Below are 13,646 nucleotides of genomic sequence, written 5' to 3' on the forward strand. Positions count from 1 at the left end.
ACGCTCCCGGACCAAACATGACTGAGGCTGAGCGTCAGGAATGGCAACGCCAGACGGCGTTTGATGAGATGCTTAAGGAGATGGAAAACGCGATCAACGTCCTTCTTGTAAATGTTCAAGTTCTCCGCCGCAACGGTCCCTCCAAAGACCTTCTCCGCAGAATAGATGAGTCTGGCAGCAGGTTCACGGAACTCTTGCAGGCGTACATAGCTGAAGCCAAAGCAACTCCGCCACGGCTTACAGCTAAGGGGCGATGATGGCTATGAGCAAACCTGAAAGGAATGAGAAGGGCCATTTTATAATCGGCAAAAAAGGTGGTCCCGGCCGTCCCAAGGGCAGCCGTTCCAAGCTGGCTACAGAGTTTATTGATGCGCTGTATCAGGATTTTGAACAGCATGGCGTTGGAGTTATTGCCAAGGTTCGCAGCGATAAACCGGATGTTTATTTGAAGGTGGTTGCCAACCTGATGCCTGCCAAGATGGAAGCTTCGCTAACGCAGGTATCTCTCTTCGCCAGCTATGATCTCCAAGACCCCAAGGAATTTCTGGAGGCTTACAGGATAGCAAAGTCGATGATTGGGGCAGACCCCCCCGCTATCGAGCTTGAAGCTGAGCGCCGTGACGCGGAGTTCTCAGACGATGACTGATGATGACTTTGAGAAGTTTGAAACGGCAGATGAAATCCTTGGCTACGTATTCAGTCAGCTAGGTCCAGACGCGCTGCAAAAGGTGCTCGAACAAGTCATTGGCGGTGTTGACCGGGAATACCTGGACAGGGCTGCCAGCGAGTTACGGGTAGCGGGACTGGAACAGGCGGCGGATATGACCCTTGAGGCTGCCACTGAAGCTTTACCCGAAAGGGAATCCCTCTGCACCTATGAGCCCGGAACCCTCGACTATCAGGCTTGGCAAGACGCATACGATAGGCGGAAACGGAAGGGCTGGATTTCAACATGAAGTTCGACTCTTCAGCCAAAGCCGAACAAGCCCTAACGGAGCAGGGATTTAATAAACCTTCCGTTCCTGAAAGCTTCGATTGGATGAATACTGAGGACCGCAAGATAGCAACTATCCACCCGACCTATGATACCGCCTCCAATAGATGGAAATACCGTATCCAGTACCGGCCCATGGTTGTTGGGGTTTAGTCCCGGAAGGAATAAGGCCCCGGAGCTACGGCAAGCCCCGAGGCCTCTATCGTGAACCGGAGTACATCCGTCCGGTAGTGGAATATTACCATGACACGGGGACCGAACAAATCGACCTGTAATGGGTAATTCGAGGTCATCAGTTCTACCGATAAATTGGCTGTAGGACTGGGTGTAGCGAGGCCTATCCCTAGGGCGTTTGGGGAGGGTCATTGCCATGGCCGGAATTCCCCCGCCATCAATTTTTGCTCCTTGGTTTCGCTTACGCTGAGGGGAGTGGCAAAAACTCTAACCTCCAACTCCGTGGGATATAGGCCCCTGATCCGCGCTTCTGCTTCCTCGCGCGTGGGGCAGCCGACGACATAGGTCTCGCGCATGGGCGATTCTCCACTACCGTGGATATGGACCAGCACCGTAAAGGCTTCATCCACATATTCGGGCATCCCACAAATATGCGCCCCGACGGGGGCATTTTCCAGCCCGGAAGCTAGCCTATAGTTAAACGGGCCATACCGAAAAGGGAGCGGTTTTGACCGGGTGCCCCTCGGCCTTCCTCCGAAATTTTCGTTTATGCTATAATGTTTGCGCTGCCTATGACGCGCTGGCGGCCTTCACCCATGGCCTCTGGCGCGTTTTAGTTTCACAGCCTGCTGATGGTGCTGTGGCTGACGTTATAGGACCGTCCAATTTCGGTTAGGGTCTCCCCGGCATTTCGCCTTGCAATGGCTTCCTGCCGCTGGTGATAGGTCAGTTTTGGCTTACGGCCCATGACCACGCCCCGCGCCCTGGCGCGGGCCCGGCCTTCGCCGGTGCGGCTACGGATCAACTCCCGTTCAAATTCAGCCAGACCGCCCAAGACTGTCAGCATCAAGCGACCATGCGGCGTTTCGGTATTCGCCCATGCATCCCGGAGTGACCGGAATCCCGTTCCCTTATCGGCAATGGTGCCGAGCAGGTTCAGCAGATCGCGAGTGGACCTTGCCAAGCGATCAAGGCGAGTGACCACGAGCACGTCACCTTGCCCAAGACGGGCGATCAGGCGCGTGAGTTGTTTGCGGTGAGATTTCGCCCCGCTGATCTTCTCCTGATAGATTTCATGGCAGCCAGCCGCCTTAAGCTCTGCAACCTGCGCCGTCAGGGATTGGCCTTCAGACGATACTCTCGCATATCCGAATTCCATTTCTCCGCCTCCATTATTGCACGTCATTTCTGCACAGGAAAAACCCTGCCAGATCAGGGGCCGTCCGGTTGTGCGTCATTCGTGGATTTTGCACAGCCTCACACAAAAAAGGGGGAGACCCGAAGACCTCCCCGTGGTTTTTCAGAGGTTCAAGAACACCGCTGTCATCATGATGGCTATGGCGGTAAGGATCGTGCCCGGTACGACCAGATCGAGGATGACGTGGACCATCTGATGGTGCGTCATTGCGGCGCTCCGGCATTGATCGGAACAACCTTGCTGTTCTTACGGGCCTCATGGGCCGCCTTCTGCTCTTTCATCTTGGCTTGATCCGCCTTCTCCAAAGGCCGTGTCTGGCTGATATGGAACAGCCTCAAGTTATTGATCTTGAGGGCATGTGATCCTTCGATTGGCCTTCGTCCGGCCTCGATCCACTTCTGGAAAGTGAGGACGTTCTCCCGGGGCCTTACATCCTTGAAGCCCTGCTTCTTGAGGACCTTCAGCACCTTGGCGTCATTGAGGGTACTAACCTCTGATTTGCCATTAGCGGCGGGCTTCTCAGGCTTGCTGGTAAGCTCTGCATAGAGCTTCGCTATCTCAGCCTTCTGGCTGGCGACCTCTGCCAGCAAGCTTGCCAACGCTTCTGCCGTAAGGGTTGGCATGGGGCTGGCGGGAAGCTCTGCCGCCTGAGTGGTGGGCTTGGTTTCGGGGGACTTTGGGGTACGAGTTGCCATTGCACTTCTCCGAAGTGGGGTTGCTGGCCGTGCCGTTCGACATCGACCTACCCCATCGTGTGATGCGGGATCACGCACGCACGGCTCGCGCATGCCCATGTAACCGTGACCGAAAGGTCACGACGACTTGATCGCCGCCTTTCGCCGGGGGACGCATGCAGGCGCAAGCTCACTCGCCTGCGGTATCTACACCGCGCCTGCTGGCGAAATAGGCCGGGCTATGGGGCTTGGGGGTGGCCTGCCATCGCGTGAGTATTAATCGCAGGCGCAAGCGTGAGGCAGCAACGATCAATGATTGATCGATCAGCTACGCTGCTGTGACGGTGGATCGGATGCCAGCCTTTCAGGCTGGATTGAAATCTAGATTGGGTGTCTGGGTCCAACGGGTGGGGGCGCTAATGAGCAAGGGGGTGGCGCGTTCTGAAATTCCCTGTCCACCACCACATATGACGCCAAAAATGAATTCCAAAAAAAATTGCAGAAAGGGTCCTTTATGAATCTAAGGGGTGACGACCACTTGCGCATCTGAGGTACCTCTGAAGTTCAATAGCCTTGGCCTTCTCTCTCGTAATAATATCCATCGATTAACTCACGAAACAATCCTGAAACAGGATTTCAGAAGCCTTTAGAGGGCTTAGGGGAGTCGCCCTGGCGGGGCGGCTCCCCAACAACCGGCCATCAGGAATAACTCACGGGCGGCCCTTAAACCCCCCTTTGGCTGGAGGCGTTTAACCTTTCCCGTAGCTCGGTCCGCTGTTCCTCGGTGAGATGGGTTGCTGATCGCAAGCCAACCACTGCCCTGATGGTTTTGGCTTCTGGCGGGGTCGGCATTCTCTCAAGCTTCAGGATACCTTCCTCGTCGCCGTCTTGGCTGACTTCCATGAAGTCCAGATTGTTCTTGATGTTGTTCCAGCGGCGTTTGCTGCCGGGACTCCCTTGATACTGGCCATTCGAAAAATCGCACCAGCGGACTCGGCTGAGTCGCCACACAAGCGCTACGGTGTGTGTTTCGAGGTTAGAGCTGACCTTGCATGGGTCGCCCGCTCTATGTCTGGCGGCGGATGCTGTAGTCCTGCCATGGAGTGCCAGACACCGGCATAGGCGGCATGCAGGGAGCTGTCTTCAACACTATCCTTGAAGTTCGGGTAATCGATCTTGTCGATCATGGTGGCCAAGGCCTGTTTCACCACATCGCGTGGTAGAACTGCCCGATACAGATAATCACTCTTGGTGTTCCGGGTTACCTTGGCATCTGGGAATACCTTCTCGATATCTCCAGCGCGCCGAGCCCTGACCAACAATTCATCGGGCTGGCAATCCTTGGCCACGATTGAGAAAAAACAATCTGAGAGCATCAGCCACATTTGATTTCTCCCATTTCAGGACGGAGATGGTGGGGGAGTTTACCGCCAATCGGCCCGCCGTCCAAAAATTTGCAAAAATTCTGCGGCGGACAAGATCGTTTGCCACTCGACTCAAAGTAGAGAGTCGGCCCATCATGGTTGCACTGCGGGTCCGCTAGCACCGCCGTACACCACGGCGAGAGGGACGATGCGGGCAACCTGTAGGCCCATGGCCCGGCCCCGACGACGGCGTATCAAACACGCTGGCGGGAGGATACCCGGGGGCGACATGGGGGCTACTGGAGGCGGTTCTAGAACGCCAATAGTGGGCCGATGCACCCATGAACGACGGCTTATTCGTTCGATGGGAGCTTAACCGCAAACCTTTTGGGTAGGCGGCGCGCTGCTACCCGGAGGACCACGAGATGCGCAAGCAACTCATCATCCGGTGTTCTGTAAAAGTGGACGTAGCCGCCTGCCTTCGGGCCGTTGCGCTATTTGTTTATCTTTTGACGTGAACGAGGGCGGGAGGCTGGCTTGCTGGTCTCCCGTTTCTTCGCCTTTTCCTTCAGCGGCTTGTGCGGTGCGTTCATTGCGCTCTTGAGCGCGGCTTCAAAGCGCTCTTTGGCTTCTTTCTCGGTGTATTTATCATCCCAAGGGATTTTCTAAATGGCTTCACGCTCATCTCGCGCTCCCTTGAAAACACCATCGCGACGAAGAAGATTATCACCCAACGCGTTAGAAGAAGTTAAGCAAGCGCACCGCGATTACGTGGCGGGAACGCTTGTTCCGAAAAAGTTTCTGAAACCTCTCGGCTACCTCATGGTTTGGGCAGCGACGTTTGAACACGCAATTGATCAGGCGATATATACATTTTTCAGCTTTGACCACCCTGACAAGGGGTCCATCATTTCGGCCCGCTTTAGTACGCTTGGCACCAAATTGGACGTACTAAAGGTGATTGCCGAACTAAGCGTCAAAAACCCGGCCGCGAAGTCGGCATTCAACAAAATCATGTCAGATGCAGACAAATTCATAGGGGAGCGAAACAAACTCACCCACGGCGATTGGAAGGGCGCCAGCGGTGATGATTCCGCCCTCAAAATCACCTACAAGGCCCAAGGCAAACTGACTGTTTCTCACAAGTGGTATTATGTCGAAGAGGTCATGGCCATTGCCGAATCCGGCCTTGGCCTCAGCGACCGGCTTTGGGCGTTTTTTCGGGATCACCCGGACTGGAACGTGTCGCCTCCATAGCCCTGAATATCCCCTCGACGATTTCAGCTCTCGTATCGTAGAGGCGATCAAAACCGCAAAACGAAATCTCTAGCAGTATTCGTACCTCTACTAACTTCAAGGTAAGTAGCCTTCCACCTCCGCCCTGTTTGTGGGGCTACGTGGAAGGCTATACCAAGAAGTAAGGTTCTACTTTTTTATGTGGATTAAATCATCAAGTAACCCTGAAAAATCCCTTGAACCACTATTGCTCCGCTGCGCTCCACAACAGCGGTTCTGGCGGAATCAAGTAAGAGTTGTTTCCTCTTCCTTCCTTACTTCAGTGTCCATGGCAGGTGGTGGAAGGGAGAGCGGAGAACACACTTCGCCCCCCCTCGGGGGGAGGGCAAAGGTGCTGATTATGGCAGTATGGAGCCAAGTCCTCGCTATCAACACATAGGTCAACGAGCGTCCTTTCGGTGGGGCGGGGGTCAATCGATCTCACCCTCGCGGGTGAGCGTCCCATTACTCGCTTTATCGCTTTACTATCGACGGCAGGGGCATTGCAGCCGACCTATCAGCCGCACGTCCCGTGTTCTCCGATGTCTCGGGGAACGTCCTCTTTCATCCTCAATCGTGGCAGCCCCTGTTTTCAGGGCAAGCGAAATCGACTGAGCTTTTGACTGAGACCGGACCCCCTGCCAATTCAGGACCACTTCCGATGCTTCGTTCACGCCGGTCCTTCGTCCCGGTGTTTCCCGTGAGCCCTACTCCGCCTTTTAGGGCACGCTATGATTCATCCGGACTAACTCAACGGCCAAGGGCCTCTCGCACGGATGATCTATTCCCGATCAATCCGCACCACCGGCCATACAGCCCAGACGCAGCACGGAGTAATCGCTCCAGTGGGCGTTGACGGGCCAGATGGCAGGGTTTATTTTTGAACCTGCGTCGTGGCTATCGACGCCATTCCGGCAGGGGCTTGCAGGCCCGGTGCCGAAGTTTAGAACGGGGTCACCAAGGGGAGAACTTGGCGGCCTCGTTTCCTTTTATAATCCCCGTTGCCGGGCAGTAACAGCGTCCGATGAAATAACCCACACCAAAACATTCAGCCCCCGAAACGGAATCACAGAAACCCTTGTGCCGCAGGCATAACTTTCGACGGGTGGTTATGGTGAGTCCGATTGACGCATCCGCCGGGGATTTATTTTAATGGCAGAAGGGCGACAAAAAGATCGCCGACGATCAAGGCTGACTGATGCTCGACTTGCTTTAGCCGTTTTGTTTTCTGGGATCGATCAGATCGATACCAATACTCACTGCTCCCATTTGGTATCGGGATGAGCCCCGATAACCAGCATGATCTCGTTCAACAGTGCAGGTGACCGCGATTGGGGCCAGTCACGGAATAGGACAACGGTCTCCGTAAGAGCCTTTCGCCTTTCGGGATCAGCGGTCTGTATCATCGCTCTCAGCGCATCTAACAGTTTGTCCGTTTTGATTTTTTCTTCAGGTGTTGCTGTATGTCTTATGGAAATTTCCGTCATTGTCGTTCCTCCTGTTGAAACTGGAATAATATTTACCTTCTCTAATTTCCTCATTGTAGGTTCTCTTGTGCCGTCACGCTGTGCCGTCGCCGACGAGCCGCAAGTCCTTGATATTGCTGGCGTGTGCCGTTGTGCCGTCATCGGCGCAGTACGCGCGCCATACTTCCTCGAACTGCGAGCGTCGATAACCCTTCGCGCTCTTGCTCTTGGCGGTCCGGGTCGGTGGCCAGATCGTGCGCGGCCTGATCCTGAACTCGCGCAGCATACTCGCCAGTTCACTGCCCCTGAGCTTGTGCGGCTGCTGCTCACCGCGAACGCCGCGAAACTCACACCAGTCCGCGTTCAAGTCATTCAGCGCGTCGAGCAAGATCTTGCTGGGCAAGCGATCCGCCTTGTGCGCGTCGAAGACTTTGCGAATGTCCGTGAGCAGGAGAATTTTCGCATCGGCGTCCTGGTATTCACGCCCGAAGATGACCATGGCTTCACGCGCCTGCTCGCCCCAGCCGAGCGAGTCGGCGATGCTGAGCAGTGGTCGCCAGTTATCAGCAAAGCGGTTGCGCATCCCTGCCGGCATCTCAGGTTCAGGATTAAGTTCGGCGTCGCGTCGCCACAGCAGAATCTGCCCATAGGCGGCGTCAAGCGCGGCATCGGGGTGATTAACGTCGAAGCGCCGCAATTCACGCTGCCCGGAATGACGCTCCATCGTGATCGTGATGCACCGCGAGTTGAGCGTGCGTGGCAAAGTGCCGTACATGTCGGGCAGCGCCAGCGCTAGCGGTGCAAAGGTCGAATATCTGCGTGTGCTACTGCGCTCCACGTGCGCGACCGTCCCGCCGTTGCGGTGGCCGCTGTTGAACACAGCCCGAAGCTTGCCATTCAGTTGCAACGCGAGCCCGAGATTATCCGCCTCGTCGATCAGCAGGGTCGGATGCGTCTCGTCGATCAGGCGATAAATGGCGGCGGTCGTGATCGAGTCGAACTTGTCGGCTCGCGCCGTCAGCCTCGACAGAATGTCGAGCAGCGTGGTCTTGCCGCAATCGGCAACCGGGCTGCGCAGTGCCAATCGCGGCGTCACCATGTAGCGGCTGTAAACATGGGTGTGCAAAATCCATAGCGACACCGCCACATATTCGTGCGGCTTCAGCGCCACGTACTCTTCGAGCAGATGATAAACGAGGCCCAGCAAATCATTGACGCGCTCTGGATCGTCTGCCGGACTACTCGTCCATGCCTCCGGTGAGACCGAGCCCAACTCGTCGGCGAGATCATTCCAGCTCTTGTGGTGTCGTGCGAGCAACTCGTCGATGTTGTGACGGGCGTTGGCGCGTTCACCGGGATCGCTGGAGCCGAGTGCGGCAATGTCGTGAGCGAGATCGGTATGAATGGCGGCCGGCGTGCCGCCGAGCAGAGAAATCAAATCGCCCCAGGCTTTGCCGAACTGCTGTAACAGGCTGTCGATCCGGCCGCGCGCCGCAGCGGCTTCGTGCACATTATCGGTGCCGAGCGCGCGAAAGAGTTTGGCAAGCGTCTGGCGTTCGCGCTCGCCGAACCGTCGCTGAACTGTCCGTCCCGTCATGGCGTCACACCGTCACAGTTTAGCCGTTGCAAGGACTTGGAGCCTGTTTGAACCGTCACTGTGCCGGCACCAACACACTGGTGCGTGGTCATTTGACTCCTCCTCATGGATTTGTCCTTTCTCTCTCTCTCTCTCTCTCTCTCTCTCTCTCTCTCTCTCTCTCTCTCTCTCTCTCTCTCTCTCCCGAGTAGTCCCCGGCCAGCGGCGGTATCCGAATCCGGGATTGACAGGCCGCCTCGATTGGCCTATTTGTCAGCCACGTAATGACATGGCTGGCGTTGTCCACCACGTAATGACATGATGACGGAGCGCAAGGGGATGGCTGAAAAAAAATCAGAGAATGAGTGGGAACAGAACCTGACGTTCCAGTTTCGGACCTCAAAAGATTTCCTGAAGCTGCTCGATGATTGGCGGCGCAAGCAGGAAAATCTGCCATCGAGGGCTCAAGCTATTCGCCTGTTGGTCAAGGCGGGGATCGAGGCTGAGAAGCGGCCCCGCAAGTAGCGATCACCCGATCACGAAAAAATCACCTTTGGTGGCGCTGCTGATTTCTCGCCCTGCCGAAAATTTTCTGGACGGCGGGGTGCGAATTCGTGCAGGGGGGGGAACAGGCACGTTGGCGGCCCAGCAAGCCACGGCGGCCTTTCATTCCGGGCGGAATGATCGACAGTGACGGTCGAACTTTTGGACAAGAAAGAAGCCGCTAAACGGCTGAAGATCACCGAGGATCAACTTGCCGGGTTGGTCGAGGACGGCGAGATTTCCTATATCAACACCGGGCGCGGCAAGAAGCGGCCTCGGAGGCGGTTCACCGAAAAAGACCTTGAGGAGTTTGTCGAACGGCGGAGGAGGCGGGAATCATGTCTGTCTACAAGCCCAAAAAATCACCGTTCTACCAATACGATTTCTGGCTCGGGTGTCATCGGTTTCACGGCCCGACGAAATGCGCAAATCGCAAAGACGCCGAAAAATTCGAAACGGTAGAGCGGGAGCGGGCCGCGATACTGGTCAAGGCGATGAAGCGTTCGGCTGTCTCGCTGCTGATCGATGATGTCGCTGATCGCCTGTGGAATGAAAGCGCGCAACATGATGCAGCCCCGGATGCCACCGAGACCAACCTTGCCCGGCTGATCGATTATTTCGGCAAGGCAAAATCGCTGACCGACATCGATCACACCGAGGCCAGGAAGATGGTGGCATGGCGTCGTGGCCATCACGTCACGCGGCGCGGCAAGTTGACCAAGGAGGAAAAGGACGCGCTGCCGCTGATTACTAATTCGACCGTCAACAGATCAGCCACCAAGGTGTTGCAGCGGCTCTTCACATTCGCCAAGACCGAGGGCGCGCAATTCGAACATGAGCCGAACTGGACGGAGCTTTTGCTCCCCGAACCGCAGGAGCGAGTCCGCGAACTGCATGATGATGAAGCAGCAGCGTTTGATGCTGCCATGCGCGCGGATTATGAGCCGTTCTTCGAATTTGTCGGGACCAGCGGAATGCGGCAGAAAGAATGCGTGACTCTGCGCTGGTCGGAAGTGAACTTCGGAACCCGCCAGATTGTCAGGATCGGGAAGGGCGGCAGGCGCGTGGTGTTCCCGATCACCGATACCATCCGCGACATTCTCTTCCCGTTGCAGGGCCAGCATCCGCAGTTCGTGTTTACCTACGTCGCGGTCTACGGCAACAAGCGGCTGGGGAGGGTGCGCGGCCAGCGCTACCCGTTGACGATCAACGGGACCAAGACGGCGTGGCAGACGATGCGCGCCAAGGCAGGCGTCAAGGATTTCCGCTTCCACGATTACCGGCACGATTTCGGGACCAAGCTGTTGCGCGACAGCGGCAACCTCAAGCTGGTGCAGAAGGCGATGAACCATCGCGACATCAAGAGCACGCTGCGATATGCGCATGTGCTGGATGAGGATGTCGCCAGCGCGGTCGAGGCCGTTGCAAAGTCCCGAAAAAAGTCCCGAACCACGGTTCGGAAGGTGGGCTAACTTTCGGACAGAATTGCCAAATTCAGAATTCGCGTCAGAGCTTTCAGATGTCGTTTGCGGCGACATTGGGTCTGGTCGCGCTGGTGCAGATCGGCATGCCGCGCCTGTTCGCCACCGCAGAGCATTCTGCGACCGCGCGGGTGGCGTTGTGGGGCGGCCGCGAAATCATGGTGCTGCTATTGGCCTCGCTGGTGGCGGGGTTCGCGACCACGCCTTATGCAGCATTTCACTTTCATCGCATCACGCCCTATGGCGTGCTGGCCAATCTCGCGGCGATGCCGGTGGTCTCGGCAGTGGTGATGCCGGCGGGCCTGCTCGGTCTCGCGGCGATGCCGTTCGGCTTCGACGGGTTCTTCTGGTGGCTGATGGGGCTTGGCATCGACTGGATGATCTCGGTGACGCAATGGGTCGCGGGCTTGCCTGGCGCGGTCGGGCGGGTGTCGGCATTCGGCATCGGCCCGCTGATCGCGGCCAGCGGTGGCATCATCCTGCTCGGCCTGTTGCGGACGCCGCTGCGCTGGTCCGGCGCGGCATTGCTGCTGCTGGCGACGCTGTGGGCGGCGCGGGTGCCGCAGCCCGACATCCTGATTTCCGCCGATGGCCGCCTTGTCGGCGTGCGCGGCCCGGACGGGCGGCTGCATCTGATGCACGCCGCCAAAGGCTCCAAGGATGCGTTCCTGGTCAGGGAGTGGCTGGCGGCGGATGCCGATGCGCGAACCGCCGACGACGCCACGCTCGGCGCGGGCATCTCCGGCGACGACACCGGCTGCGTCACGGCATCGTCCAGTGGCGCCCTGGTCGCATGGGCGCGGCGGCCCGAGGCGCTGGCGGACGATTGCGAGCGCGCGGCGCTGATCGTGACGATCCGGCAACCGCCAGCCGCCTGCGGCGCCTCGGTGATCGACGGCGAACGGTTGGGGCGGCAGGGCGCGCTGGCGCTGCGGCGTGGCCGTGACGGTTTTGTCGTCGACGCCGTCAAACCCGGAGGGATCGACCGTCCCTGGTCAAAGGCGATCGCCGAGGATGGCGAGACCGACAGCGCCGTCCTTGCGCCCGCGCCCCGCGCCGTCGATGCGACGCCGTCGGACGCGGATCTGCAGGCGGAAGAGTGAGCCGCACCGCATCAATGCTCGCTCGGCGCGGGACTCGTCGGCAGCTCAAAGGCGCCGAGGTGAAATTCCTCCGGCGCCTCCGGCTCCGAGGGCAGGTTGACCAGCGTGAAGGCGGCCTCAGGATACTGCCGCCAGATCGCGAGGTCGTCGGCGCTCACCGTCAGCCAGCCGAACCTGAACATGTAGCGGCCCGGTTCGGTGACGCGTCCGGCGCGTTGCCAGGTGACCTTGTTGACCACTGTTCGCTCCCCCATGGATCGACATGCCTCCGCCGGCCGCGACCGGCGGAGCATTTCATCGGAAGAACTCAACCGATGAAAAACGATGTCGTCGTAGCGGTTGCGGCGGCCGCGGGCGCGCGTTCCGCAGCCGGCTGAAGCACCGGCAATTGCAGCACGGTGACGCGCTGGCCTTCGCACAACTGCGTCACCAGCACGCGGCTTCCGTCCGGAAATTCGATCGCGTCGTGGTGACGATCGGGTACATCAGGCTCGATCTGGTTGAACTTGCCGACCCGCCAGCCGAGCGTTCGCATCCAGACCCAGCGCTTGTCGTATTTGACGTCCTCAGCGAACGCCAGTTCGGTGCCGGGAAGCATGCAGACCGCCATCGCGGGCGCGAGTTCTGATGCAAAGCCGCGGGTCGACGTGCCGCGGAAGGTGGTGGTAATCAGCGTCTCTCCGACTTTGGCGGGGCGCGATGCCACGGCGTGCAGACTATAGTCACACATCGGATGGCTCCCTCGATTGAGATAGCTGACCCGTGTCTGCGGGAGGCACAGGCCTCTATCAGATTGGACATTGACGGCGAGTCTCGCCCGCCTTCGGGGCAATTCTACGACTCCCGCGTCAGCGCTTCCATCACAAATGCGCTAACGCGTCCTGGTTCCATATCCGCAACAAAAAACCCCGGCTGAGAGCCGGGGCTTTGCTTGAGGTCGACGGTGCCGCTCGACCGGAGCCGATCAATACTTCCGGTACAGCCCGATCAGCTTGCCCTGAATCCGGACCCGGTTCGGCGGCAGGATGCGGACCTCATAGGAGGCGTTGGCGGGCTCGAGCGCGATCGAGGCGCCGCGGCGGCGGAAGCGCTTCAGGGTGGCTTCCTCCTCGTCGATCAGGGCCACCACGATATCGCCGGTGTCGGCGGTCTCGTTGCGCTGGATCAGCGCCATGTCGCCGTCGAGAATACCGGCGTCCACCATCGAGTCGCCGCGCACTTCGAGCGCGTAATGTTCGCCGGAGCCGAGCATGTCGGGCGGAACGCTGATGGTGTGGCTGCGAGTCTGCAGCGCCTCGATCGGCGTACCGGCGGCGATCCGGCCCATCACGGGGACGGCAACCGGGCGATTGCTGTCCTCCTCGGCGGCGGCGCTGGCGGTGCGGACCTTGCCCAGCGTGCCCTCGATGACGCTCGGGGTGAAGCCGCGGCGGCCGTTGCCGTTACCGGCCCCGGAGAGTTCCGGAAGCTTGATGACCTCGATGGCCCGGGCGCGATTCGGCAGGCGGCGGATGAAGCCGCGCTCTTCCAGCGCGGTGATGAGGCGGTGGATGCCGGACTTCGAACGCAGGTCGAGCGCGTCCTTCATTTCGTCGAAGGAGGGCGGCACCCCGGCCTCCTTGAGCCGTTCGTTGATGAAACGCAGAAGTTCGTACTGTTTGCGCGTAAGCATCGCGAGCATTCCCCCGGTTGACGGCGTTCGTCCGGTTTCGAGACTTCAGGTCCGGATTGCCGAGAGTTCCGAAACTCCCGCTTGTAGACACTAATTCTCGAAACAAATCATGAACGGACACTATAT

General features: G+C 58.4%; 17 protein-coding genes and 1 pseudogene. 9 read left to right on the forward strand and 9 right to left on the reverse strand.

Going from position 1 to position 13,646, the window contains the following annotated elements; genetic code table 11:
• Nucleotides 1-17 precede the first annotated feature (17 nt).
• Genes BLR13_RS35745 through BLR13_RS35760 form a run of 4 tightly spaced genes read left to right on the forward strand, consistent with a single transcriptional unit; the run spans nucleotide 18 to nucleotide 1,147 of the window.
• Nucleotides 18-257, forward strand: a complete 240-nt coding sequence (locus BLR13_RS35745; protein WP_143039841.1) for a hypothetical protein — start codon at nucleotides 18-20, stop codon at nucleotides 255-257.
• 5 nt (nucleotides 258-262) lie between these two features.
• Nucleotides 263-646: a hypothetical protein gene (locus BLR13_RS35750; protein WP_143039840.1), complete on the forward strand. Its 384-nt coding sequence runs from the start codon at nucleotides 263-265 to the stop codon at nucleotides 644-646.
• A complete protein-coding gene (locus BLR13_RS35755; RefSeq protein ID WP_074830423.1) occupies nucleotides 639-956 on the forward strand; it encodes a hypothetical protein in 318 nt (105 codons plus the stop codon). The genes BLR13_RS35750 and BLR13_RS35755 overlap by 8 nt, the downstream gene beginning before the upstream one ends.
• Nucleotides 953-1,147, forward strand: a complete 195-nt coding sequence (locus BLR13_RS35760) for a hypothetical protein (protein WP_074830421.1) — start codon at nucleotides 953-955, stop codon at nucleotides 1,145-1,147. The genes BLR13_RS35755 and BLR13_RS35760 overlap by 4 nt, the downstream gene beginning before the upstream one ends.
• Nucleotides 1,148-1,356: 209 nt before the next feature.
• Here BLR13_RS35760 and BLR13_RS35765 read toward each other — a convergent pair whose 3' ends face one another.
• The 4 genes from BLR13_RS35765 to BLR13_RS35785 form a co-directional block, all read right to left on the reverse strand.
• Nucleotides 1,357-1,590 (reverse strand): hypothetical protein, encoded by a 234-nt coding sequence (locus BLR13_RS35765; RefSeq protein WP_074830419.1) that lies wholly within the window; start codon nucleotides 1,588-1,590, stop codon nucleotides 1,357-1,359.
• Between the two features lie 197 nt (nucleotides 1,591-1,787).
• A complete protein-coding gene (locus BLR13_RS35770) occupies nucleotides 1,788-2,327 on the reverse strand; it encodes a recombinase family protein (protein ID WP_074830416.1) in 540 nt (179 codons plus the stop codon).
• 242 nt (nucleotides 2,328-2,569) lie between these two features.
• Nucleotides 2,570-3,061, reverse strand: coding sequence for a hypothetical protein (locus BLR13_RS35775; protein ID WP_074830414.1), 492 nt, complete (start codon nucleotides 3,059-3,061; stop codon nucleotides 2,570-2,572).
• Nucleotides 3,062-4,056: 995 nt separating this feature from the next.
• Entirely contained in the window at nucleotides 4,057-4,425 is a 369-nt protein-coding gene (locus tag BLR13_RS35785; RefSeq protein ID WP_074830409.1) for a hypothetical protein, read from the reverse strand.
• A gap of 648 nt (nucleotides 4,426-5,073) precedes the next feature.
• Between BLR13_RS35785 and BLR13_RS35790 the strand changes: the two genes are divergently transcribed.
• Nucleotides 5,074-5,661 (forward strand): hypothetical protein, encoded by a 588-nt coding sequence (locus tag BLR13_RS35790; RefSeq protein ID WP_143039839.1) that lies wholly within the window; start codon nucleotides 5,074-5,076, stop codon nucleotides 5,659-5,661.
• 1,274 nt (nucleotides 5,662-6,935) lie between these two features.
• Here the strand turns inward: BLR13_RS35790 and BLR13_RS40815 are convergent.
• Together BLR13_RS40815 and BLR13_RS35795 are read right to left on the reverse strand one after the other, a co-directional pair.
• Nucleotides 6,936-7,220, reverse strand: a complete 285-nt coding sequence (locus BLR13_RS40815) for a hypothetical protein (protein ID WP_143039838.1) — start codon at nucleotides 7,218-7,220, stop codon at nucleotides 6,936-6,938.
• Between the two features lie 19 nt (nucleotides 7,221-7,239).
• Nucleotides 7,240-8,742: a DUF3631 domain-containing protein gene (locus BLR13_RS35795; protein ID WP_074830403.1), complete on the reverse strand. Its 1,503-nt coding sequence runs from the start codon at nucleotides 8,740-8,742 to the stop codon at nucleotides 7,240-7,242.
• A gap of 318 nt (nucleotides 8,743-9,060) precedes the next feature.
• On the opposite strand from BLR13_RS35795, the gene BLR13_RS35800 reads away from it, so the two are divergent.
• From BLR13_RS35800 to BLR13_RS35815, 4 genes and pseudogenes are all read left to right on the forward strand, one after another.
• Nucleotides 9,061-9,246 (forward strand): hypothetical protein, encoded by a 186-nt coding sequence (locus BLR13_RS35800; RefSeq protein WP_143039837.1) that lies wholly within the window; start codon nucleotides 9,061-9,063, stop codon nucleotides 9,244-9,246.
• A 165-nt stretch (nucleotides 9,247-9,411) separates the two neighbouring features.
• Entirely contained in the window at nucleotides 9,412-9,726 is a 315-nt protein-coding gene (locus tag BLR13_RS42080) for a helix-turn-helix domain-containing protein (protein WP_074830398.1), read from the forward strand.
• A 32-nt stretch (nucleotides 9,727-9,758) separates the two neighbouring features.
• Nucleotides 9,759-10,736, forward strand: coding sequence for a tyrosine-type recombinase/integrase (locus tag BLR13_RS35810; RefSeq protein ID WP_244525007.1), 978 nt, complete (start codon nucleotides 9,759-9,761; stop codon nucleotides 10,734-10,736).
• Nucleotides 10,737-10,774: 38 nt separating this feature from the next.
• Nucleotides 10,775-11,848 (forward strand): annotated as a pseudogene (locus BLR13_RS35815) (ComEC/Rec2 family competence protein); the annotation flags it as partial.
• An 11-nt stretch (nucleotides 11,849-11,859) separates the two neighbouring features.
• On the opposite strand, the gene BLR13_RS35820 reads toward BLR13_RS35815, so the two are convergent.
• From BLR13_RS35820 to lexA, 3 genes are all read right to left on the reverse strand, one after another.
• Nucleotides 11,860-12,102, reverse strand: coding sequence for a hypothetical protein (locus tag BLR13_RS35820; protein ID WP_074830393.1), 243 nt, complete (start codon nucleotides 12,100-12,102; stop codon nucleotides 11,860-11,862).
• Nucleotides 12,103-12,155: 53 nt separating this feature from the next.
• Nucleotides 12,156-12,578 (reverse strand): hypothetical protein, encoded by a 423-nt coding sequence (locus BLR13_RS35825; RefSeq protein WP_074830391.1) that lies wholly within the window; start codon nucleotides 12,576-12,578, stop codon nucleotides 12,156-12,158.
• Nucleotides 12,579-12,812: 234 nt separating this feature from the next.
• Nucleotides 12,813-13,520 (reverse strand): transcriptional repressor LexA, encoded by a 708-nt coding sequence (gene lexA / locus BLR13_RS35830; protein WP_074832376.1) that lies wholly within the window; start codon nucleotides 13,518-13,520, stop codon nucleotides 12,813-12,815.
• Between the last annotated feature and the right edge of the window lie 126 nt (nucleotides 13,521-13,646).

The organism is Bradyrhizobium ottawaense, from assembly GCF_900099825.1.
GTDB classification, from domain to species: domain Bacteria; phylum Pseudomonadota; class Alphaproteobacteria; order Rhizobiales; family Xanthobacteraceae; genus Bradyrhizobium; species Bradyrhizobium ottawaense_A.